Annotated in this window: 19 protein-coding genes; 6 read left to right on the top strand and 13 right to left on the bottom strand. The window is 73.0% G+C overall.

Annotated features, from left to right (window positions below):
- Positions 1-479: 479 nt before the first annotated feature.
- From tyrS to argC, 11 genes are all read right to left on the bottom strand, one after another.
- The gene (gene tyrS, locus ABFX46_RS42440) at positions 480-1,757 is read right to left on the bottom strand and encodes a tyrosine--tRNA ligase (protein WP_346050167.1); all 1,278 of its coding nucleotides are present in this window, start codon (positions 1,755-1,757) and stop codon (positions 480-482) included.
- A 76-nt stretch (positions 1,758-1,833) separates the two neighbouring features.
- The gene (locus ABFX46_RS42445; RefSeq protein WP_346050169.1) at positions 1,834-2,031 is read right to left on the bottom strand and encodes a hypothetical protein; all 198 of its coding nucleotides are present in this window, start codon (positions 2,029-2,031) and stop codon (positions 1,834-1,836) included.
- A complete protein-coding gene (locus ABFX46_RS42450) occupies positions 2,024-2,647 on the bottom strand; it encodes a DNA-3-methyladenine glycosylase (RefSeq protein WP_428831379.1) in 624 nt (207 codons plus the stop codon). The genes ABFX46_RS42445 and ABFX46_RS42450 overlap by 8 nt, the downstream gene beginning before the upstream one ends.
- Positions 2,648-2,730: 83 nt before the next feature.
- Positions 2,731-4,149, bottom strand: a complete 1,419-nt coding sequence (argH, locus tag ABFX46_RS42455; RefSeq protein ID WP_346050173.1) for an argininosuccinate lyase — start codon at positions 4,147-4,149, stop codon at positions 2,731-2,733.
- Between the two features lie 205 nt (positions 4,150-4,354).
- Positions 4,355-5,557: an argininosuccinate synthase gene (locus ABFX46_RS42460; RefSeq protein WP_346050175.1), complete on the bottom strand. Its 1,203-nt coding sequence runs from the start codon at positions 5,555-5,557 to the stop codon at positions 4,355-4,357.
- Between the two features lie 66 nt (positions 5,558-5,623).
- On the bottom strand, positions 5,624-6,127 hold the full coding sequence (locus ABFX46_RS42465) for an arginine repressor (RefSeq protein WP_163061557.1): 504 nt from the start codon (positions 6,125-6,127) through the stop codon (positions 5,624-5,626).
- A gap of 8 nt (positions 6,128-6,135) precedes the next feature.
- Positions 6,136-7,053 (bottom strand): ornithine carbamoyltransferase, encoded by a 918-nt coding sequence (argF, locus tag ABFX46_RS42470; RefSeq protein ID WP_346050177.1) that lies wholly within the window; start codon positions 7,051-7,053, stop codon positions 6,136-6,138.
- Positions 7,054-7,055: 2 nt separating this feature from the next.
- A complete protein-coding gene (locus ABFX46_RS42475) occupies positions 7,056-8,249 on the bottom strand; it encodes an acetylornithine transaminase (RefSeq protein ID WP_346050179.1) in 1,194 nt (397 codons plus the stop codon).
- Complete coding sequence (gene argB, locus ABFX46_RS42480; protein WP_346050182.1) at positions 8,246-9,208, bottom strand: acetylglutamate kinase; 963 nt, start codon at positions 9,206-9,208, stop codon at positions 8,246-8,248. Before argB ends, ABFX46_RS42475 begins: the two co-directional genes overlap by 4 nt.
- Positions 9,205-10,362 carry a bifunctional glutamate N-acetyltransferase/amino-acid acetyltransferase ArgJ gene (gene argJ / locus ABFX46_RS42485; protein WP_131944470.1) on the bottom strand — a complete coding sequence of 386 codons (1,158 nt, stop codon included), beginning with the start codon at positions 10,360-10,362 and terminating at the stop codon, positions 9,205-9,207. The genes argB and argJ overlap by 4 nt, the downstream gene beginning before the upstream one ends.
- The gene (argC, locus tag ABFX46_RS42490) at positions 10,359-11,387 is read right to left on the bottom strand and encodes an N-acetyl-gamma-glutamyl-phosphate reductase (RefSeq protein ID WP_346050184.1); all 1,029 of its coding nucleotides are present in this window, start codon (positions 11,385-11,387) and stop codon (positions 10,359-10,361) included. Before argC ends, argJ begins: the two co-directional genes overlap by 4 nt.
- A gap of 241 nt (positions 11,388-11,628) precedes the next feature.
- Between argC and ABFX46_RS42495 the strand changes: the two genes are divergently transcribed.
- Genes ABFX46_RS42495 through ABFX46_RS42505 form a run of 3 tightly spaced genes read left to right on the top strand, consistent with a single transcriptional unit; the run spans position 11,629 to position 13,945 of the window.
- Complete coding sequence (locus ABFX46_RS42495; protein WP_346050186.1) at positions 11,629-12,132, top strand: MarR family winged helix-turn-helix transcriptional regulator; 504 nt, start codon at positions 11,629-11,631, stop codon at positions 12,130-12,132.
- Positions 12,129-13,097, top strand: a complete 969-nt coding sequence (locus ABFX46_RS42500; protein ID WP_346050188.1) for an ABC transporter ATP-binding protein — start codon at positions 12,129-12,131, stop codon at positions 13,095-13,097. Before ABFX46_RS42495 ends, ABFX46_RS42500 begins: the two co-directional genes overlap by 4 nt.
- Entirely contained in the window at positions 13,094-13,945 is an 852-nt protein-coding gene (locus ABFX46_RS42505) for an ABC transporter permease (RefSeq protein WP_346050190.1), read from the top strand. Before ABFX46_RS42500 ends, ABFX46_RS42505 begins: the two co-directional genes overlap by 4 nt.
- A gap of 439 nt (positions 13,946-14,384) precedes the next feature.
- Here ABFX46_RS42505 and ABFX46_RS42510 read toward each other — a convergent pair whose 3' ends face one another.
- Both ABFX46_RS42510 and ABFX46_RS42515 read right to left on the bottom strand, forming a co-directional pair.
- Positions 14,385-15,119, bottom strand: coding sequence for a DUF7873 family protein (locus tag ABFX46_RS42510; RefSeq protein WP_346050202.1), 735 nt, complete (start codon positions 15,117-15,119; stop codon positions 14,385-14,387).
- 71 nt (positions 15,120-15,190) lie between these two features.
- Positions 15,191-16,807: an ABC-F family ATP-binding cassette domain-containing protein gene (locus tag ABFX46_RS42515; RefSeq protein WP_346050192.1), complete on the bottom strand. Its 1,617-nt coding sequence runs from the start codon at positions 16,805-16,807 to the stop codon at positions 15,191-15,193.
- Between the two features lie 260 nt (positions 16,808-17,067).
- Here ABFX46_RS42515 and ABFX46_RS42525 point away from each other — a divergent pair, with 260 nt between their 5' ends.
- The 3 genes from ABFX46_RS42525 to ABFX46_RS42535 form a co-directional block, all read left to right on the top strand.
- Positions 17,068-18,057, top strand: coding sequence for an AAA family ATPase (locus ABFX46_RS42525; RefSeq protein ID WP_428831380.1), 990 nt, complete (start codon positions 17,068-17,070; stop codon positions 18,055-18,057).
- 601 nt (positions 18,058-18,658) lie between these two features.
- Positions 18,659-19,144 carry a hypothetical protein gene (locus tag ABFX46_RS42530; RefSeq protein WP_346050198.1) on the top strand — a complete coding sequence of 162 codons (486 nt, stop codon included), beginning with the start codon at positions 18,659-18,661 and terminating at the stop codon, positions 19,142-19,144.
- A partial coding sequence (locus ABFX46_RS42535) for a hypothetical protein (protein WP_346050200.1) occupies positions 19,108-19,336 on the top strand: 229 nt, incomplete at its 3' end. The genes ABFX46_RS42530 and ABFX46_RS42535, both read left to right, overlap by 37 nt.

Below are 19,336 nucleotides of genomic sequence, written 5' to 3' on the forward strand. Positions count from 1 at the left end.
CGACCCGGCCAACTGACCGAGCCGATAAAGGCACTGGCTTTTAACACGCTGTTGAGTTCTCAAGAAACGGACACCCACCGCGCCGAACCCCGCTCCCGCAGGCCCCGGCTCCGGGGCAACCCTTCTAGGCTATCCGATCCGTCCCGTTTGTCCAACTCCGGGGCGGTTCGTCCTCGAACATCCCAATCGATGGAGGCAAGCTCCAGCGATGCGGTCTGCAGAGGATCCCCTTCGGGGCCGGCCGCCTCTTCGGCGTCCCGCTCCCCCGTGGGGCGAGTAGAACATTAGATCCACCCGCCAGGGGCGTCAAATCGACCTCGGCGAGGCATGAAACCCCAGGTCACATCATGTTTTCCGACCTCGGATGATGCCCACACGGCGCCGCCGTAACCGCAATGTGACGTCTATCTACCGAAGTTTGCCCGTCACATGACGACCGCCCGCCCGGTACGGGACCGGACGGGCGGTGGCGGGACGGCTCAGGACGCGGTCACCTCGACGCCGCCCACGTTCCGCTTACCCCGCCTCAGGACGAGGAAGCGGCCGTGGAGGAGGTCGGCGGCCGCCGGCGCGGCGTCCTCCGACTCGACCTTGGCGTTGTTGAGGTAGGCGCCGCCCTGGGTGATGGCGCGGCGCGCCTCCGACTTGCTCTTGCACAGGCCGGACGCCGTGAGGAGGTCGACCACCGTCGGCAGGTCCCCGGGCTTGACCTCGGCGCGGGGCACCTCCGCGAGCGCCGCCTTCAGCGTCCGCTCGTCCAGGTCCTCCAGGGAGCCCTGCCCGAACAGGGCGCGGGAGGCGGCGACGACGCGGGCCGTCTCGTCCGCGCCGTGGACGAGCGTGGTCATCTCCTCGGCGAGCGCCCGCTGCGGGGCGCGCGCGGCCGGGCGGTCGACGCCCTGCTTCACCAGTTCCTCGATCTCCTCCCTCGGGCGGAAACTGAAGAACTTCAGGAACTTCTCCACGTCTCGGTCGTCGGCGTTGATCCAGAACTGGTAGAACGCGTACGGCGAGGTCAGCTCGGGATCGAGCCAGTACGTCTCCCCGCCGGCGGTCTTCCCGAACTTGGACCCGTCCGCCTTGGTGAGCAGCGGCGTGGTCAGCGCGTGCGCGCTGCCGCCCTCGACGCGGCGGATGAGGTCGACGCCCGCGGTGAGGTTGCCCCACTGGTCGCTGCCGCCCGTCTGCAGCCGGCAGCCGTGCCGCCGGTACAGCTCGAGGAAGTCCATCGACTGGAGCAGGACGTAGCTGAACTCGGTGTAGCTCATGCCCGTGGAGTCGAGCCGCGCCTTCACCGTCTCGCGGGCGAGCATCCGGTTGACCGGGAAGTGCTTGCCGATGTCGCGCAGGAACTCGATGGCGGACATCGGGCCCGTCCAGTCGAGGTTGCTGACCATGGTGGCGCCGGTCGGCCCCTCGTGGAAGTCGAGGAACTTCGACACCTGGCCGCGGACCCGCTCGACCCAGGCGGCGACGGTCTCCTCGGAGTTCAGGACGCGTTCGGCGCTCTTGCCGCTCGGGTCGCCGATCAGGCCGGTGGCGCCGCCGACGAGGCCGATGGGCCGGTGGCCGGCCTTCTGGAAGCGCCGCAGCGTGAGGATCTGGATCAGGTTGCCGAGGTGCAGGGACGGCGCCGTCGGGTCGAAGCCGCAATAGAGCGTGACCGGTCCCGCGGCGAGCAGCGCTCGCAGTTCGTCCAGGTCGGTGGACTGCGCGATCAGGCCGCGCCACGCGAGATCGTCCAGGATGTCGGTCACGGTCTCCCTCGTCTCCGGCTTGCTTTCCGTACGCGCACCAGCTTGCACCCGCGCGCTCGTGTCACGCCAACGATATTCAACGGCCGCCGTCGCGGTAACGCGCCGCGACGGCATCCTCCTCGGCCACGCGGTCGGCCACGCGGACGGCCACACTGACGGCCGCGGCGGCGACCGGGAGCGCGGCGAGGACGATGCGGAACGCCCTCCTCGGACGCCGCGCGCCGCGCGCCGCCGACGCGGGGCCCGCGGGTGACGGCGGCGGCGCGTCAGTCACCGGCGGGGAGCTTCTTGCGCTGCTTCGGGACGTGCGGGCGGTAGGGGGAGACCGTCGGGTCGCCGTCGATCCAGAACCGCCACGGGACCTCCTTGGCGCCGCTCACGCCGGTCCGCGGGCCGCTGCGGATCAGTGCGGGGTCGACCGGCTTGCCTTCGAGGACGGTCATCTCCCCGCCGGGCGTGCACACGTCCAGGCCGTTCTGCTCGCGGGCGATGCCGAGGGCCTGGCAGAGCCGGGCGGGCCCGCGCGCCAGGTCGCGGACGGACGAGCGCGGCCGCCGCGCGCGGGCGAGGTCCTCGCCCTCGATGATCTCGCCCGCGCGGAGCAGCACCGCCATGGACGTCCCCTCCGGCGCGCACACCAGGTTCATGCAGAAGTGCATGCCGTAGGTGAAGTACACGTAGACGTGGCCCGGCGGCCCGAACATGACGGCATTGCGCTGGGTCCGCCCCCGGTAGGCGTGGGAGGCGGGGTCGAGGGGCCCCGCGTACGCCTCCACCTCGGTGAGCCGCGCGGCGACCTCGCCTTCCGGCGTGCGGTGCGCGATCACGTGGCCGAGGAGCGAGGGCGCGACCTCCTCCACCGGGCGGTCGAAGAAATCCCGTGGCAGCAACGCTCCGTCCATCGCCTCACCATCGTCGAAGGGGTCGGTCGGGCCAGCCTATGCCCGCCCGCGGCACCGGGCCCGCGCGGAGGTCAGGAGTCCGAGCCGGCCGCCCAGGCGGCGTGCTCGTTGACCAGGGCGCGCAGCGCGTCGAGCTGCTCGCGGACGCGTTCGGGCGCCGTCCCCCCGTAGGCCTTGCGGGACGCCAGGGCGCCCTGGACGTTCAGCACCTCGCGGACGTCCGGCGTCAGGTGCGGCGACACCTTGGCGAGCTCCTCGTCGGTGAGCTCGTCGAAGTCCTTGTCGTTGACCTGGCACCAGACGACGAGGTGGCCGACGACCTCGTGCGCGTCGCGGAACGCCGTGCCGCGCCGGACGAGCAGCTCGGCGAGGTCGGTGGCGAGGGCGAAGCCGTCCGGGGCGAGGGCCTCCAGCCGCTCGGTGTTGATCCGCATCGTCGCGATGAGCCCGGACATGGCGGGCAGGACGAGCAGCAGGGTCTCGACGGCGTCGAACGCGCCCTCCTTGTCCTCCTGGAGGTCGCGGTTGTAGGTGAGGGGCAGGCCCTTGAGGGTGGTGAGCAGGCCGACGAGGTGGCCGATGAGCCGGCCCGCCTTGCCGCGCGCCAGCTCGGCGACGTCGGGGTTCTTCTTCTGCGGCATGATCGACGACCCGGTGGCGTAGGTGTCGTCCATCTCGATCCAGCGGAACTCCTGCGACGCCCAGAGGCAGATCTCCTCGCCGAGGCGCGACAGGTGGACGCCGATCAGCGCGGCGGCGAACAGGAACTCGGCGACGAAGTCGCGGTCGGCGACGGCGTCCATGGAGTTCGGCGCGGCCGCGTCGAAGCCGAGCTCGGCGGCGGTGGCCTGCGGGTCCAGCGGCAGCGACGAGCCGGCGAGCGCGCCGGAGCCGAGCGGGGAGACCGCGGCGCGCTTGTCCCAGTCGCGCAGCCGCGCGATGTCGCGGGTCAGCGGCTGGACGTGCGCGAGGAGCTGGTGCGAGAACAGCACCGGCTGGGCGTGCTGCAGGTGCGTCATGCCGGGCGCGGCGACGCCGAGGTTGTGCTCGGCCTGGGCGATCAGCGCGGTCTCCAACTCGACCAGCCGGGAGACGATCTGCCGGGCGTGGTCGCGCAGGTAGAGGCGCAGGTCGGTGGCGACCTGGTCGTTGCGGCTGCGGCCGGCGCGCAGCTTGCCGCCGAGGGCGCCGAGGCGCTCCAGCAGGCCGCGCTCCAGGGCGGTGTGGACGTCCTCGTCGGCGACGGTGGGCCGGAACTCGCCGGACTTGCACGCCTCTTCGAGAGCGTCCAGGGCACCGATCATGCGCTCGAGCTCGTCGTCGGTGAGCAGCCCCGCCCGGTTGAGGACGCGGGCGTGCGCGCGCGAGCCCATCAGGTCGTAGGGGGCGAGCCGCCAGTCGAACTGGACGCTCACCGAGAGCCGCGCGAGCGCGTCCGACGGGCCGCCCTCGAACCGGCCGCCCCACAGCCGCGTCGGTGCCTTCGTCACGAAAATTCCTCTTCTTCCCAACCGCTGATCGTTTGTCGTCCGCGCGCCGTTCCGCGGCGCGGGGACGCCCGTCCGGGACGTCCCCGCGCCGCGGTGGCGCGTCCGCCACAGGTTACGGCGAAACCGCCTCCGCCGGTGGGTCCCCCGCCCTCGTCCGCCGCCGGTCGGCGGACGGGCTCCGCCGAGGCCCCCGGCGGCGCGTCCGTCAGGCGTCCAGGTCGCGGTCGCGCTTGGCGGCGATCTTGCTGGGCAGGCTCCACAGCTCGACGAAGCCCTTGGCGAGGCTCTGGTCGAAGGCGTCGCCGGTGTCGTAGGTGGCGAGGTCGTAGCTGTAGAGGGACGCGTCGCTGCGCCGGCCGGTGACGACGGCGCGGCCGCCGTGCAGCGTCATCCGGACCTCGCCGGACACCTGCTTCTGCGCGTCGGCGATGAACGCGTCCAGGGACTCCTTGAGCGGCGAGAACCAGAGGCCGTCGTAGACGAGCTCGCCCCACCGCTGGTCGACGGACCGCTTGAAGCGGGCGAGGTCGCGCTCGACGGTGACGTTCTCCAGCTCCATGTGCGCGGCCATCAGCGCGATGGCGGCCGGGGCCTCGTAGACCTCGCGGCTCTTGATGCCGACGAGCCGGTCCTCGACCATGTCGATGCGGCCGACGCCCTGCGCGCCGGCGCGCCGGTTCAGCTCGGCGACGACCTGGTACGGGGTGAGCGGGCGGCCGTCCAGCGCGACCGGCACGCCGGACGCGAACGTGATGACGACCTCGTCGGCCTCGCGCGGCTCGGCCGGGTCGGCGGTGTAGTCGTAGACGTCCTCGATGGGGCCGTTCCAGATGTCCTCCAGGAACCCGGTCTCGACGGCCCGGCCCCACAGGTTCTGGTCGATGGAGTAGGGCGACTTGGCCGACACGTCGATCGGCAGGCCCTTGTCCTCGGCGAAGGCGATGGCCTTGTCCCGCGTCCAGGCGAAGTCGCGGGCGGGCGCGATGACCTTCAGCTCCGGGGCGAGGGCGGACAGGCCGGCCTCGAAGCGGACCTGGTCGTTGCCCTTGCCGGTGCAGCCGTGCGAGACGGTGGTGCCGCCGAACTCCTTGGCGGCCGACACCAGGTGCTTGACGATCAGCGGCCGCGACAGCGCCGACACCAGCGGGTAGCGGTCCATGTAGAGGGCGTTGGCCTGCATGGCGGGGACGCAGAAGTCCGCGGCGAACTCCTCCTTGGCGTCCACGACGACGGCCTCGGCGGCGCCGCAGGCGAGAGCCCGCTTGCGGATGGTGTCGAGGTCCTCGCCGCCCTGGCCGACGTCCACCGCGACGGCGATGACCTCGCCCCCGGTCTGCTCGGCGAGGTACGGGATGGCGACGGAGGTGTCCAGGCCCCCGGAGTACGCGAGTACGACGCGCTCGCTCATGGTCATTGGCTCCTGTGCGAAGTGTTCGGATTCGGAAGGCTGGGATGCGGGGCCGCGCGGCGGCCCCTAGCTTCGTCGTTCGCGCCCGCCCGTCAGCCTGAGGAGCGCTTCCGCGACGTCCTCCCCGCCGTTGGGGTCGCGGGAGATGACGAGGATCGAGTCGTCGCCCGCGACGGTCCCGAGGATGGTCGGCCACTCGGCGTGGTCGATCGCCGAGGCCAGGTACTGCGCGGCCCCGGGCGGGGTCCGCACCATGACCAGGTTGGCCGACGCCTCGGCCGAGACGAGCAGCTCCGCGGCGAGCCGGGAGAGCCGTCCGGTGAAGGTCTCGGCGGCCCCGGTGCGGGCCCGCCGGATCCGCTCGCCGCCCTCTCCGGGGACGGCGTAGATCAGGCTGCCGTCGTCGGCGCGCAGCTTCACCGCGCCGATCTCGACCAGGTCGCGCGACAGCGTGGCCTGGGTGACGTCGACGCCCTCGTCGCCGAGGAGCTTCGCGAGCTCCCCCTGGGAGTGGACGGGGTGCCGGGTCAGCAGCTCGATCACCCGGGCGTGCCGGGCGGCCTTGGTCATGGGGGTGGTCACCGGGACCGCTCCAGAAGCCAGGCGAGCAGCGCCTTCTGGGCGTGCAGCCGGTTCTCCGCCTCGTCCCAGACGCGGCTCCGCGGGCCGTCCAGGACGGACGCGGCGATCTCCTTGCCGCGGTAGGCGGGCAGGCAGTGCAGGACGACCGCCTCGGGGTCGGCGAGGGCGAGCAGCTCCTCGTTCACCGAGTACGGCTCGTAGAGCGAGGTGTCCTTGCCGTCCTGGCCCATCGACACCCACGTGTCGGTGGCGAGGACGTCGGCTCCGGCGGCGGCCTTCGCCGCGTCGTCGGTGACGGTCACGGACCCGCCGGTCGCGGCGGCGATCTCGGTGGCGCGGGCCACGATCGCCGGGTCGGGCGGCAGCGACGCGGGGGCGCCGACGCGGACGTGCATCCCCGCGGTGGCGCAGCCGAGCAGGTAGGAGTGCGCCATGTTGTTGGCGCCGTCGCCGAAGTAGGCGAGGACGGCGCCGGCGAGGTCGCCCTTGGCCTCCCTCACGGTCTGCAGGTCGGCGAGGATCTGGCAGGGGTGGAACTCGTCGGTGAGGGCGTTGACGACCGGGACGGTGGTGCCGGCGGCCATCTCGTCGATGCGCTCCTGCCCGGCCGTCCGCCACACGATGGCGCTGACCTGCCGCTCCAGGACGCGCGCGGTGTCGGCGATCGTCTCGCCGCGGCCGAGCTGGCTCGTTCCCGCGTCCATGACGAGGGGGTTGCCGCCGAGCTCGGCGATGCCGGCGGTGAAGGACAGCCGGGTCCGGGTGGACGGCTTGTCGAACAGGACGGCGACCGACCGGGGTCCTTCGAGGGGCCGGTGGCCGAACCGGTCCTTCTTGACGGCGGCGGCGAGGTCGAGGACCTCGGCCTGCTCGGCGGGGGTGAGGTCGTCGTCCCGGAGGAAGTGCCTGGTCATGGTCATCCCTCCTGCCCCGGGGAGGCGGCGTCGAGGATCGAGGGGAAGGCGTCGGTGAACGACCGCGCCTGCTCGGCGGTGAGGACGAGCGGCGGCGCGATCCGCAGCGCGGTCGGCTGGACCGCGTTGATCAGGAAGCCGGCGTCGCGGGCGGCGGCCTCCACGGCGGGCGCGTGCGGCCCGGTGAGGACGGCGGCCCGCCACAGCCCCCGGCCCCGGACGCCCGCGAGCAGCGGGTGCTCGATGGCGGCGAGCCCGGAGGCGAGGGCCTCCCCCACCGAGGCGGCGTTGGCGAGCAGGCCGTCCTTCTCGATAGTGCCGAGGACGGCGAGGGATGCGGCGGCCGCGACCGGGTTCCCACCGAACGTGCTGCCGTGGTCGCCCTTGGCGAACAGACCGCCGTGCGGGCCGAACGCGACGCAGGCGCCGATCGGCAGCCCGCCGCCGAGGCCCTTGGCGAGGGTGATGACGTCGGGCCTGGCGTTCTCGTGCTCGAACGCGAACCAGGTCCCGGTGCGGCCGATCGCGGACTGGATCTCGTCGGCGACGAACAGCGCCCCGGCCGCGTCGCAGATCTCCCGGGCGGCCGTGAAATACCCGTCCGGCGGCGGGACGACCCCGCCCTCGCCGAGCGTGGGCTCCAGGAACACGGCGGCGCAGTCCTCGTCGACGGCGGCCTTGAGCGCGTCGGCGTCACCGTAGGGGACGAACCGGACGTCGATGGCGAACGGCCCGAACGGCTCCCGGATCGACGCCTTGCCGGTCAGCGACAGCGCGCCGAGGCTCCGGCCGTGGAACCCGTTCTCCGCGGCGACGAAGTAGGACCGCCCGTTCCGCTTGCCGTACTTGATGGCGAGCTTCAGCGCGCACTCGTTCGCCTCGGTGCCGCTGTTGGCGAGGAAGACCCGCCCGTCGCCGCCGAGCAACTCCCGCAGCCGCTCGGCGAGCTGCACCTCGGGCTCGTTCAGGAACAGGTTGGACGTGTGGGCCAGCGCCGCGGCCTGCGACGACACCGCCTCGACCAGGGCCGGGTGCCCGTGCCCGAGGGAGCTGACCGCGATCCCGGCGATCAGGTCGAGGTACTCGCGGCCGTCGGTGTCCCAGACGCGGCAGCCCTCGCCGCGCGCCAGCGCCACCGGCGGCACGCCGTAGTTCGGCATGAACGCGGCCTCGAACCGGCTCCGCAGGCCGCTCATGCGGTCACCTCGGCGGTCACCTCGGCGGTCACCTCGGCGGGGGCGCCCGGGAGGCTGGGCAGCACCATCGTTCCGATCCCTTCGTCGGTGAAGATCTCCAGCAGCAGCGAGTGGGTGACGCGCCCGTCCAGGACGTGGGCCTGCGGGACGCCGCCGCGGACGGCGGCCAGGCAGGCCTCCATCTTCGGCACCATCCCGGCGGACAGGCCGGGCAGCAGCGCGGCCAGCTCGTCGGTGGTGAGGCTGTCGATCACGTCGTCGCTGTCGGGCCAGTTCGCGTAGAGGCCGTCGACGTCGGTGAGGACGACCAGCTTCGCCGCGTCCAGCGCGACGGCCAGCGCGGCGGCCGCCGTGTCGGCGTTGACGTTGTAGACCTCGCCGTCGTCGCCGCGCGCGATGCTGGACACGACCGGGACGCGGCCGTCGTCCAGCAGCGCCCGGACGGCCCCGACCTGCACCTCGACGATCTCGCCGACCTGGCCGATGTCGACCTCCGCCCCGTCCACGACCGCGTGCTTGCGCTCGGCGGTGAACAGGTTCGCGTCCTCGCCGGACATGCCGAGCGCGAACGGCCCGTGCCGGTTGATCAGCCCGACGACGTCCCGCTGCACCTGCCCGGTCAGCACCATCCGGACGACCTCCATGGCCTCCGGCGTGGTGACCCGCAGCCCGGCGGTGAACGTCGAGTCGATGCCGTTGCGGGCGAGCGCCGCGTTGATCTGCGGCCCGCCGCCGTGCACGATCACCGGCTTCAGTCCCGCGTAGCGCAGGAACACGATGTCCTCGGCGAACGAGTGCCGCAGCTCCTCGTCGGTCATCGCGTGCCCGCCGTACTTGATCACGACGGTCTTGCCGTGGAAGCGCTCCAGCCACGGCAGCGCCTTGATGAGCGTCTCCGCCTTCGACAGCACGCCCGCCCGGTTGCCGCGGATCTCCGCGCCGCTCGTGATCGCGCTCATGTGGAGTACGCCGAGTTCTCGTGGACGTAGTCGGCCGTGAGGTCGGTCGTCCAGACGGTGGCGCTGTGCGGGCCGGCGGCCAGGTCGACGGTGATCGTCACGTCCCGGGGGCGCAGGTCGACCTTGTCCCGGTCGTCGCCGGACGCGCCGTTCCGGCACACCCACACGCCGTTGATCGCGACGTTCAGGTGGTCGGGCTCGAACACCGCGTCGGTGGTGCCGACCGCCGACAGCACCCGGCCCCAGTTCGGGTCCTCGCCGTGGATCGCGCACTTGAGCAGGTTGTTGCGGGCGATGGAGCGCCCGACGGTGACGGCGTCGTCCTCGGACGCGGCGCCGACGACCTCGATCGCGATGGCCTTGGAGGCGCCCTCGGCGTCCACGAGCAGCTGCCGGGTGAGGTCGGCGCACACCTCGGTGAGCAGCGCGGTGAACTCCTCCTCGTCCGGGACGGTCTCCGCCGCGCCGGACGCCAGCAGCAGGACGGTGTCGTTGGTCGACATGCAGCCGTCGGAGTCGAGCCGGTCGAGGGTCGCGCCGGTCGCCGCGCGCAGCGCCCGGTCGAGCGCCTCGGCGGGCAGGTCGGCGTCGGTGGTGACGACGCACAGCATCGTGGCGAGGGACGGGGCGAGCATGCCGGCGCCCTTGGCCATCGCGCCGATCATGTAGCCGCCGGCGCCCTGCCGGAAGGAGATCTTGGCGACGGTGTCGGTGGTGCGGATCGCGTCGGCGGCGGCGAGCCCGCCGTCGCCGCGCGACAGCTCGGCGGCGGCCTTGTCGACGCCGGGCAGCAGCAGGTCCATGGGGAGCCGCTCGCCGATCAGCCCGGTGGAGCACACGGCGATCTCGCCGGCGGAGTCCTCCAGCAGCTCGGCGGCCTTCTCGGCGGTGGCGTGGGTGTCCTGGAAGCCGGGCGCGCCGGTGCAGGCGTTGGCGCCGCCCGCGTTCAGCACGACCGCGCGGACCCGGCCGCCCTTGAGGACCTGCTCCGACCAGAGGACGGGCGCGGCCTTGACGCGGTTGCGGGTGAAGACGCCGGCCGCCGCGCGGGACGGCCCGTCGTTGACGACGAGGGCCAGGTCGCGGTTGCCGCTGTCCTTCAGCCCGGCGACGACGCCGGCGGCGCGGAAACCCCTGGGGGCGGTGACGCTCACGGGGAGACTCCGATCGTGGTGAGCCCGAGTTCTTCGGGCAGGCCGAGGGCGATGTTGGCGCTCTGCACCGCGCCGCCGGCGGTGCCCTTGGCGAGGTTGTCGACGGCGGCGACCACGACGATGCGGCCGGCCGCCTCGTCCAGGGCCGTCTGGAGGAGGACGGTGTTCGCGCCGAGCGTCATGGACGTGGCGGGCCACCGGCCCTCGGGCAGCAGTCCGGCGAAGGGCTCGCCGGCGTAGGCCTGCTCGTAGGCGGCGCGCAGTGTCGCGGCGGTGACGCCGGGACGGGCCTTGGCCGTGCAGGTGGCGAGGATGCCGCGGCTCATCGGCGCGAGCGTCGGGGTGAAGGAGACCGTGACCGGCTCCCCCGCCGCCGCGCTCAGGTTCTGCACCATCTCGGGCGTATGCCTATGCGTCCCGCCGACGCCGTAGGCGGAGACCGAGCCCATGACCTCGCTGCCGAGCAGGTGCGGCTTGAGGGCCCGTCCCGCGCCGGAGGTGCCGGACGCGGCGACCACGACGGCGTCGGGTTCGGCGAGCCCGGCGGCGAACGCCGGGACGAGCGCGAGCGACACCGCGGTCGGGTAGCAGCCGGGGACGGCGATGCGCTTGGCTCCGCGCAGCGCGTCCCGGTGGCCGGGCAGCTCGGGCAGCCCGTAGGGCCAGGTGCCCGCGTGGGGCGTCCCGTAGAACGCCTCCCAGGCGGCCGCGTCGGCGAGCCGGTGGTCGGCGCCGCAGTCGATGACCAGCACGTCCTCGCCGAGTTGCGCGGCGAGCGGCCCGGACTGCCCGTGCGGCAGCGCCAGGAACACCACGTCGTGGCCGGACAGGGTCTCGGGGGTGGTCTCGGCCAGGACGCGCCCGGCCAGGGATCGCAGGTGGGGCTGGTGCGCGCCCAGCTCGGTGCCCGCGTTGGAGCCCGCCGTCAGCGCGCCGATCTCGAACTCTGGATGTCCCGCCAGGATGCGCAGCAGCTCGCCGCCCGCGTAACCGCTGGCGCCGGCGACCGCCGTCCGGATTCCCATCTCCCCATGCCCTCTCGAAGACAACAAGCAAGAGTATGCAGGACCCTGGATGCCTATTCAACGCCGGGGGCCGGTTTTCCCACCTGCTGAGATGAGCGCCACACCGCCCGCACCCCTCGCGCGTCAACACAGGTTGACATGGGGAGAGCGTCAACTTATGTTGACGAGATGGAACGAACGGCGAGTATTTAGGGGGCTAAAGGTTTGCCATCTAAAGTTCAGGTCTCTAACATCATCCGCCATGCGGAACTTCGGTATCGACGACCTCAAGCTGTACGGCCCCATGGAGGAGTGGCCGGTCGGCAGGCTCTTCGCCGCGGCCTCGCGGCTGGCGGGCCCCGTGGTCTGGCGGATCGTCGAGAAGCACGGCATCAGCCCCGCCGGGTACTTCCTGCTGCGGTTGCTCATCGTCGAGGACGGCCTGCGCCCCGGCGAGGTCGCCAAGCGGCTGCACGTGACCCCCGCCACGGTCACCTCGGTCGTCGACACGCTGGAGCGCAACGGGCACGTCCGGCGCGAGCCCTCCCACCGCGACCGGCGCGGGGTCATGCTGCGCATCACCGACTCCGGGCGGCGGTTGCTCGCCGAGAAGTCCGAGCCGATCGGGCGGGACCTCGGCCGCCTCTACGACGTCGTCGGCGAGGAGGACGTGGAGGCCGTCCGCCGGTTCCTGCTCAGGCTGATCGAACGATTCGAGAACTACCCCCACGACAACGACGAGGAAGCTGAGGGAGACGGCGCATGACCGAACCCCCGGAGGCCGCCGTACGCACGGTCGGCCTGGAGAAGACCTATCCCGCGTCCGGGCCGCGCCCGGCGGTGCCCGCCGTCCAGGGCATCGACCTGGACGTCCCGCGCGGCGAGTTCTTCGGTCTGCTCGGCCCGAACGGCGCGGGCAAGTCCACCACCATCGGCATGCTCACCACGCTGGTCGTCCCGACGGGCGGCAGCGCGCACGTGACCGGCCTGGACGTCGTGAAGGACGCCGTCGAGATCAAGCGGCGCATCGGCGTGGTCTCGCAGAACAACACCCTCGACAGCGACCTGACCGTCGCCGAGAACCTGGAGTTCCGCGGCCGGTACTTCGGGCTGAGCGCCCGGGACGCCCGCAAGCGGGCCGCCGAGCTGCTGGAGCTGTTCGGGCTGACCGAGACGCGCGGCGGCAACCCGTTCGAGATCTCCGGCGGGCAGGCCAAGCGCGTGATGATCTGCCGGGCGCTCATGCACGGCCCCGAGGTGCTGTTCCTGGACGAGCCGACGGCCGGCCTCGACCCGCAGACCCGCACCAACCTGTGGGAGGTGCTGCGCGGGCTCCAGGCCGCCGGGCAGACGATCGTCCTCACCACCCACTACATGGAGGAGGCCGAGGCCCTCTGCGACCGGGTCGCGGTCGTCGACCACGGCAAGGTCCTCGCCAGCGGCACCGTCGACCAGCTGAAGTCCAGCGCGGGCGCCGACACCGTCATCACCGTCAGCTACGACGCCGCCGCCCCGCACGAGATCAAGAGGCTCTCCGACCGGGACGGCATCAGCAGGGTCGAGGTGACCGGCGGGCAGGTCCGCGTCTTCGCCGCCGACCCCGAGGGCATCCTCGGCGAGCTCGTCACGATCGGCTCCTCCGCCGGTGTCGGCGTCACCGACGCCACCCAGCTCCGCCCCAGCCTGGAGACCGTCTTCCTCGCCCTCACCGGAAGGGAATACCGCGAATGACCGCCTCAGCCGCCCCCGCCGTCCTGGCGCCGCCGCCCCCGGCGCGCGCGACGGTCCCGCGCACGTTCGCCGCGATGATGGCGCGCGAGGCGCGGGTCATGCGCAAGAACTTCCTGTCGACGTTCGTCCGGGTGCTGGTGCAGCCGGTGATGTTCGTGTTCGTGTTCGCCTACGTCCTGCCGAAGCTCGGCGGCGGCGCGATGGCGGGCGGGCCGGGCGGGCCGTCGTTCTCCACCATCCTCGTGCCGGGCCTGGTCGGCTCGTCCATCATCATGCAGGCGATGATGGCGGTGATCTTCCCGCTGATGATGGAGCTGACCTGGCAGAAGTCGATCACCGACCGGGCGCTGGCGCCGGTGCCGATCCCGCTGCTGGCCGCCCAGAAGATCATCGCGGCGGCGGTGCAGGGGCTGATCGGCGGGCTGCTGGTCTTCCCCGCGGTGCTGTTCATCCACGCCGAGGGCCAGGCGCCCGAGGTGCACGTGGACAACTGGCCGGTGCTGATCCTGGTGATGGTGGCCGGATCGCTGCTGTCGGCGGCGGGCGGCCTGCTGCTCGGCACGCTGATGAACCCGCAGAAGGTCCAGGTGCTGTTCGCGATGGTGCTGCTGCCGATGACGATGCTCGGCTGCGTGTACTACCCGTGGTCGGCGCTGGACGACATCCGCTGGCTGCAGATCGCCAGCCTCTTCAACCCCCTCGTCTATGTGAGCGAGGGGCTGCGGAGCGCGCTCACCCCCGGCATCCCGCACATGCCGTCGTGGGCGTTCCTGCTGGCCATCGTCGGCGGCACGGTCCTGCTGACCTGGGCCGCGACCCGCACCTTCACCAAGCGCGTCCTGACCTGATCCGCGCGCGGCCTCGAGCGACCGGGCGCGCGAGCGGGGCCCGGGGGTTTTGCCATCCCCCGGGCCCCTGTGGTTACCGCCCACTTCGCACACCGGCGCCAGGCGGAGGCGGATCATCCTGAACGGCTCCGGCGCGTTCCCGTTACGCCATCGCCCATCGAGCTGGGCGAGCCGGATTCGAACCGGCATTTCCGGAGTGTCGTCCGCGTCCGCACGATCCGGTGATCGGCGGTGAATGCTGAGCTTGGAGCGAGAATCTGAGGTTGAGCGGGCGGCTGCCTCTACCGTTGGGCCACCCCGGCGCGGGTGCCGGGGGCGGGATTCGAACCCGCACTGGACGCTCACCCTGATCAGCTTCGGCTTCAGCTTCAGCTTGCGCTCCTCGCGCACCCCCCGCGCGGCGGGGGGATCCTATTGAATTGTCTCCGGGCGCCCCGGCTCAGCCGAAGATGTAGCCGAACACCGCGTCGCCGACGCGCTGGTCGGTCACCTCGGCGCCGTTGGCCTCCTCCCGCGCGAACTTCACGGCGTCCTTGAGCTTCTCGACGCGGTCGAGCAGCTCGTTGACCCGCCGGGCGGGCAGCGCGCCGGAGAACTTCACCGTCGTCCAGTGGCCGACGGCGATGTCCTCGTAGTAGACCTCGACCTGGGCGGGGTGCTTGTCGGTCGCCTCCGCCTTGACGTGGTTGCGCGGCACCTTCTTGGTCTTCACGGTGCGGACGGGCTCGGTGCGCCACACGTCGGTGGACGGGTCGAACGTCCACGTCTCGGCCGCGTCCAGCATCGGCAGCTTCCGCAGGAAGGCGTGCAGGTCGGTCAGCTGCTTCTCCAGGAACAGCAGGTAGGTGACCGGCACGTCGCGCACCAGCGTGGTCCCGTCCACGGCCACGTCGGCGCGGGCCGTGCAGTTCGCCCAGTCCTTGGTCGCGGTGACGTCGAGCAGGCGCGTGAGCGAGCGCGTGACGTCGCGCAGCACCCCCTCGACCGTGACCTGGACGCGGGTGGACTCGGCCGGCAGGTGCTCGCCGTCCTCGTCCTTCGGCTGGTAGGTCCGCGAGATGCCGGACAGCAGCGGGGCCTTCTGCGTCGACTGCTGCGCCGCCGCCAGGTCCTGGACGGCCTTGCTCTTCACGCCCTTCTCGACCGCGATGATCTGGTTGAGCCTCGTCGGCATCTCGTTCACGTCCCCTCGTTCGCGAGCACGACCGTAGCAGCGGTGATATCGCAAGATCACCCGATTTTCCGCTACATAGGCTCCGCCTCGGTGAGGCCGGCGGCGCGGTCCTGGCGGAGCCAGCGGGTGAGGCCGAGGGTGCGCAGGAACGGGACGTCGTGGCTGACCACGATCAGCGCGCCCTCGTAGGCGGCGAGGGCCTGGGCGAGCTGGGCCGCGCTGGCCATGTCGAGGTTGTTCGTCGGCTCGTCCAGCATGAGCAGTTGCGGGGCGGGCTCGGCGAGCAGCAGGGACGCGAGGACGGCGCGGAACCGCTCCCCGCCCGACAGCGTGCCCGCGGGCTGCTCGGCGCGGGCGCCCCGGAAGAGGAACCGGGCCAGGCCCGCCCTGATGTCGTTCACCGATGCCGACGGCGCCTGGGCGCGGACGTTGTCGATGACGCTCAGGTCCTCGTCCAGGATGTCGAGGCGCTGCGGCAGGTAGCGGACGCCGTCGACGCCGATCCTGACCTCCATCCCCTCGGGCACCCGCTCGCCGGTGAGCGCGCGGAGGAGCGTCGTCTTGCCCGAGCCGTTCGGGCCGGTCAGCGCGATCCGCTCCGGGCCCCGGACGATCAGCTCGGTGAGCGTGCCCGTCTCCGGTTCGGGCGCCGCCAGGCCGGTCGCGGTGACGACCGTCCGGCCGGCCGGGACGCGGGTGGCGGGCAGCTCGATCCGGATCTCGGCGTCCGCGCGGACCGCCTCCTCCGCCTCGGTGAGCCGGGTGCGGGCGCCGGCGAGCCGCTCCTCGTGCATGATGCGGTGCTTGCCGGCCGCGACCTGCGCCTGCCGCTTGCGCTCCTGCATGATGATCTTCGGTTCGCGCTTGTTCTCGAACATCTTGTTGCCGTAGCGCTTGCGCCGGGCGAGTTTGACGTGGGCCTCCTCCAGTTCGCGCTTCTGGCGGCGCAGATCGGTCTCGGCCGACCTGACCGTGCGCTCGGCCGCCTCCTTCTCGACGGCGAGCAGCTCCTCGTACTCGGTCAGGTTGCCGCCGAACGTCCGGATCGCGCCGTCGCGCAGGTCGGCGATCTCGTCGACGCGGTCGAGCAGTTCCCGGTCGTGGCTGACGACGACGAGCACGCCCGTCCAGGACGCGACCGCGTCGTAGAGGCGGTGGCGCGCGTCCAGGTCGAGGTTGTTGGTGGGCTCGTCCAGCAGCAGGACGCCCGGACGGGCGAGGAACTGCGCCGCGAGCCCGACCATGACGGCCTCGCCGCCCGAGAGGGTCGGGACGGTGCGGTCCAGGCCGACGTGGTCGAGGCCGAGCCGGTCGAGTTCGGCGCGGGCGCGCTCCTCGACGTCCCAGTCGTCCCCGACCGCGGTGAAGTTCTCCTCGGTGGCCTCGCCGCGCTCGATGGCGTGCAGCGCGGCGCGGGTCGCGGTGATGCCGAGCAGGTCCGAGACGGTGGCGGCGCCGTCCAGGACGAGGTTCTGCGGCAGGTGGCCGATCTCCCCGTCGACGGCGACGGTGCCCGACGCGGGCCGCAGCTCACCGGCGATGATCTTCAGCAGGGTGGACTTGCCGGAGCCGTTGACGCCGATCAGCCCCGTCCGGCCGGTGCCGAACGCGGCGTCGAGGCCGTCCAGGACGACGGTGCCGTCCGGCCAGGCGAACGACAGGTCCGAGCACACGATGGCGAAAGACATAAAGGGCGGTCTCCATGGGTTTCGAGATGGTTTCGGGCTGCATGGAGACACCGCGGGATCGCGCGACGCGCCGGCGGGCACGAGAAAGCCCGGCGGGACGAGGGTCCGCTCTGAGGTCACGTGCGCGGGCCGGTGACGGCCATACGCGCGGTGTCGGACCTCAGATCCTCAATGGACTCCCCTGCCGGGCGGCGATGTAACGGAACCGAGGCTACCCGACCGCTAATCGCAACACAAGTGGCGTTAAGAGTTTTTTTCCGGTGGATCTGCGCCGGGGCCCCCGACATGCTGGTGCGGATGGGACCCGTCAGCCCCGTGTTCGCCGGGCGCGCCGCCGAACTGGCCGAGCTGCGCGGCGCACACGCGCGGGCCTGCACGGGCGAACCCGCCGTCCTCGTCGGCGGCGAGGCGGGCAGATGCGGCTGTTCGAGCACGTGCTGACGCTGGTGGAGCGGCTCGGCGAGCGGGACCCGGTCGTCCTGGTGATCGAGGACGCCCACTGGGCCGACGGGTCGACGCGGGCCCTGCTGTCCTTCCTGTTCCGGAACCCGCCGCGCGGCCGGGTCCTGCCGGTCGTCACGTTCCGCCCCGAGGAGCCGGAGACCCGGCCCCTGTTCGCCGAACTGGCCCGCCTCCCCCACGTGACGCGCGTCGACCTTCCGCCGCTCACCCGGTCCGAGGTGGCCGACCAGGTGCGCGGCATCCGCGGCGCCGCCGACCCCGCCCTGGTGCGGGACGCCCACGCCCGCGCCGGCGGCAACCCGCTGTTCGTGGAGGCGCTCGTCGGCGGCCCGGACGAGGCGGTCCCCGGATTCGCTACGCGACCTGCTGCTCGGCCGCGTCCGCGGGCTGCCAGAGGGGTCCGCGCGGCGCTGCGGGCGGCGAGCGCCGGCGGGGAGCACGTCGGGCACGCGCTGCTGACGGCGGTGGCCGGTCTGCCCGAGTCCGGGCTGAGCGCGGCGCTGCGGGACGCCGTCGACCACGGCCTGCTCATCGCGGACGGCGACGGGTACGCGTTCCGGCACGCGCTCATCCGGGACGCCGTCCACGAGGACCTGCTGCCCGGCGAGCGCGCCGCGCTCCACCGCCGGTACGCCGAGGCCGTCGAGCGCTCCCCGCGGCTCAGCGACGCGCCGGCGAGCGCCCTCGCCGTCCACTGGCAGGGCTGCGGTGACCACGCGCAGGCCCTGGCCGCCGCGTGGCGGGCGGCCGGGGAACGGCGGGCGGCCGCCAGCAGCTCGCGCTGCTGAAGCGCGTCCTGGAGCTGTGGGACCGGGTACCGTCCGCCGAGTCCCTGACCGGCCTCTCCCGGTCCGAGGTCCTCGAAGCCGCCGGGGCGTTCGGCGATCCCCGCCGCTGGCTCCCCTTCGTCCAGCGGGCCCTGGCCGAGACGGACCCCGGCCGCGCCCCGGACCGGGCAGCGCGGCTGCTGCCGCTGCGCGCGATGATGGCCGGATACCAGGGCTGGGACGACGAGCTGGACGACCTGCGGGAGGCCGAGCGGCTCGCCGCACGCCCCACCCCGGCGCGCGTCCACGTGCTCGCGCGGCTGAGCGCCCGGCTGCTGGTCTTCGGGGAGACCGACGAGAGGGAGCGCTTCGACCGGGGAGGCGCTCGACCTGGCCCGCACCGTGGGCGCCGGCCCCGCGGACGGGCTGCGCCTGACCGCGGCGGCCGCAGCGGCGCGCGACGGCGATCTGACGGCGCTGCGCCGGCTCCGGCACGACGACCTCGGCCCGTGGGAGCTCACGCGGGTGCTCAACCTGCTGGCGCACTACGCCCTGAACCGGGGCCGGGCCGCCGAGGCGCTGCGGCACACCGCCGAGGGGCTCGCCGTCGCGGAGCGCGCCGGTGCTCGCGCACAGCGCGGATGTGGCGCTCGCGGTCAACGAGGTCGAGGCGCTCTACCGGCTCGGCCGCTGGCAGGAGGCCGCGCAGACGCTGCGGCGGCTCGACCGCCACCACGGGCCCGCCCTGCGCGTCCAGCTGATGATCTGGCGGGTCGCGCTGCCGGCGGCGCGCGGCACCGGCCCGGAACCCGACCCGGAGGCCCTCGCCGTCCCGCTCGGCGGCGGGCTGCCGCAGACCGCGCTGCCCCTCGCCCAGATGATCACGAGTGGCGGCCGGCGGAGGACGACCGGTCGGCCGCGCGCGCCGCCCTGGACGCGGTGCTGCGCCATCCGCGGCTCACCGCCCAGCCCTGCTTCCTGTGGCCGCTGCTGGAGAGCACCGCCCGCGCCGGCGGCCCGCGCCTCCCCGAGGTCGCGGACCTTGCCGCCCGGCTGCCCGCCCCGACGCCCGTGGCGGCGGCGCACCGGGCGGCGGTCACCGCGCTGACCGGCGGCCCCGCCGCCTGGGACACCGTGATCGGGACGTGGGAGGAGCTGGAGCAGCCGTATCCGCTCGCGCGGGCGCTGTTCGACGCGGCCTGCGCCGGCCTGGCCGCCGGGGACCGCGCGGACGCCGCCGCCCGGCTCGACCGCGCCGCCGGGATCGCCGCCCGCCTCGGCGCGGCGCCGCTGGGCCGCC

Origin of the sequence: Actinomadura chokoriensis (assembly GCF_039529475.1) — a bacterium.
GTDB classification, from domain to species: domain Bacteria; phylum Actinomycetota; class Actinomycetes; order Streptosporangiales; family Streptosporangiaceae; genus Spirillospora; species Spirillospora bangladeshensis.

Excerpts from the sequence above, each read along its gene's own strand:
- ABFX46_RS42500 (WP_346050188.1), top strand. The coding sequence starts at position 12,129 with ATGACCGAACCCCCGGAGGCCGCCGTACGCACGGTCGGCCTGGAGAAG.
- argC (WP_346050184.1), bottom strand. The coding sequence starts at position 11,387 with ATGGGAATCCGGACGGCGGTCGCCGGCGCCAGCGGTTACGCGGGCGGC.
- ABFX46_RS42515 (WP_346050192.1), bottom strand. The coding sequence starts at position 16,807 with ATGTCTTTCGCCATCGTGTGCTCGGACCTGTCGTTCGCCTGGCCGGAC.
- argF (WP_346050177.1), bottom strand. The coding sequence starts at position 7,053 with ATGACCAGGCACTTCCTCCGGGACGACGACCTCACCCCCGCCGAGCAG.
- ABFX46_RS42465 (WP_163061557.1), bottom strand. The coding sequence starts at position 6,127 with ATGACCAAGGCCGCCCGGCACGCCCGGGTGATCGAGCTGCTGACCCGG.
- ABFX46_RS42460 (WP_346050175.1), bottom strand. The coding sequence starts at position 5,557 with ATGAGCGAGCGCGTCGTACTCGCGTACTCCGGGGGCCTGGACACCTCC.
- ABFX46_RS42495 (WP_346050186.1), top strand. The coding sequence starts at position 11,629 with ATGCGGAACTTCGGTATCGACGACCTCAAGCTGTACGGCCCCATGGAG.
- argB (WP_346050182.1), bottom strand. The coding sequence starts at position 9,208 with ATGAGCGCGATCACGAGCGGCGCGGAGATCCGCGGCAACCGGGCGGGC.
- ABFX46_RS42510 (WP_346050202.1), bottom strand. The coding sequence starts at position 15,119 with ATGCCGACGAGGCTCAACCAGATCATCGCGGTCGAGAAGGGCGTGAAG.
- ABFX46_RS42475 (WP_346050179.1), bottom strand. The coding sequence starts at position 8,249 with ATGAGCGGCCTGCGGAGCCGGTTCGAGGCCGCGTTCATGCCGAACTAC.
- ABFX46_RS42505 (WP_346050190.1), top strand. The coding sequence starts at position 13,094 with ATGACCGCCTCAGCCGCCCCCGCCGTCCTGGCGCCGCCGCCCCCGGCG.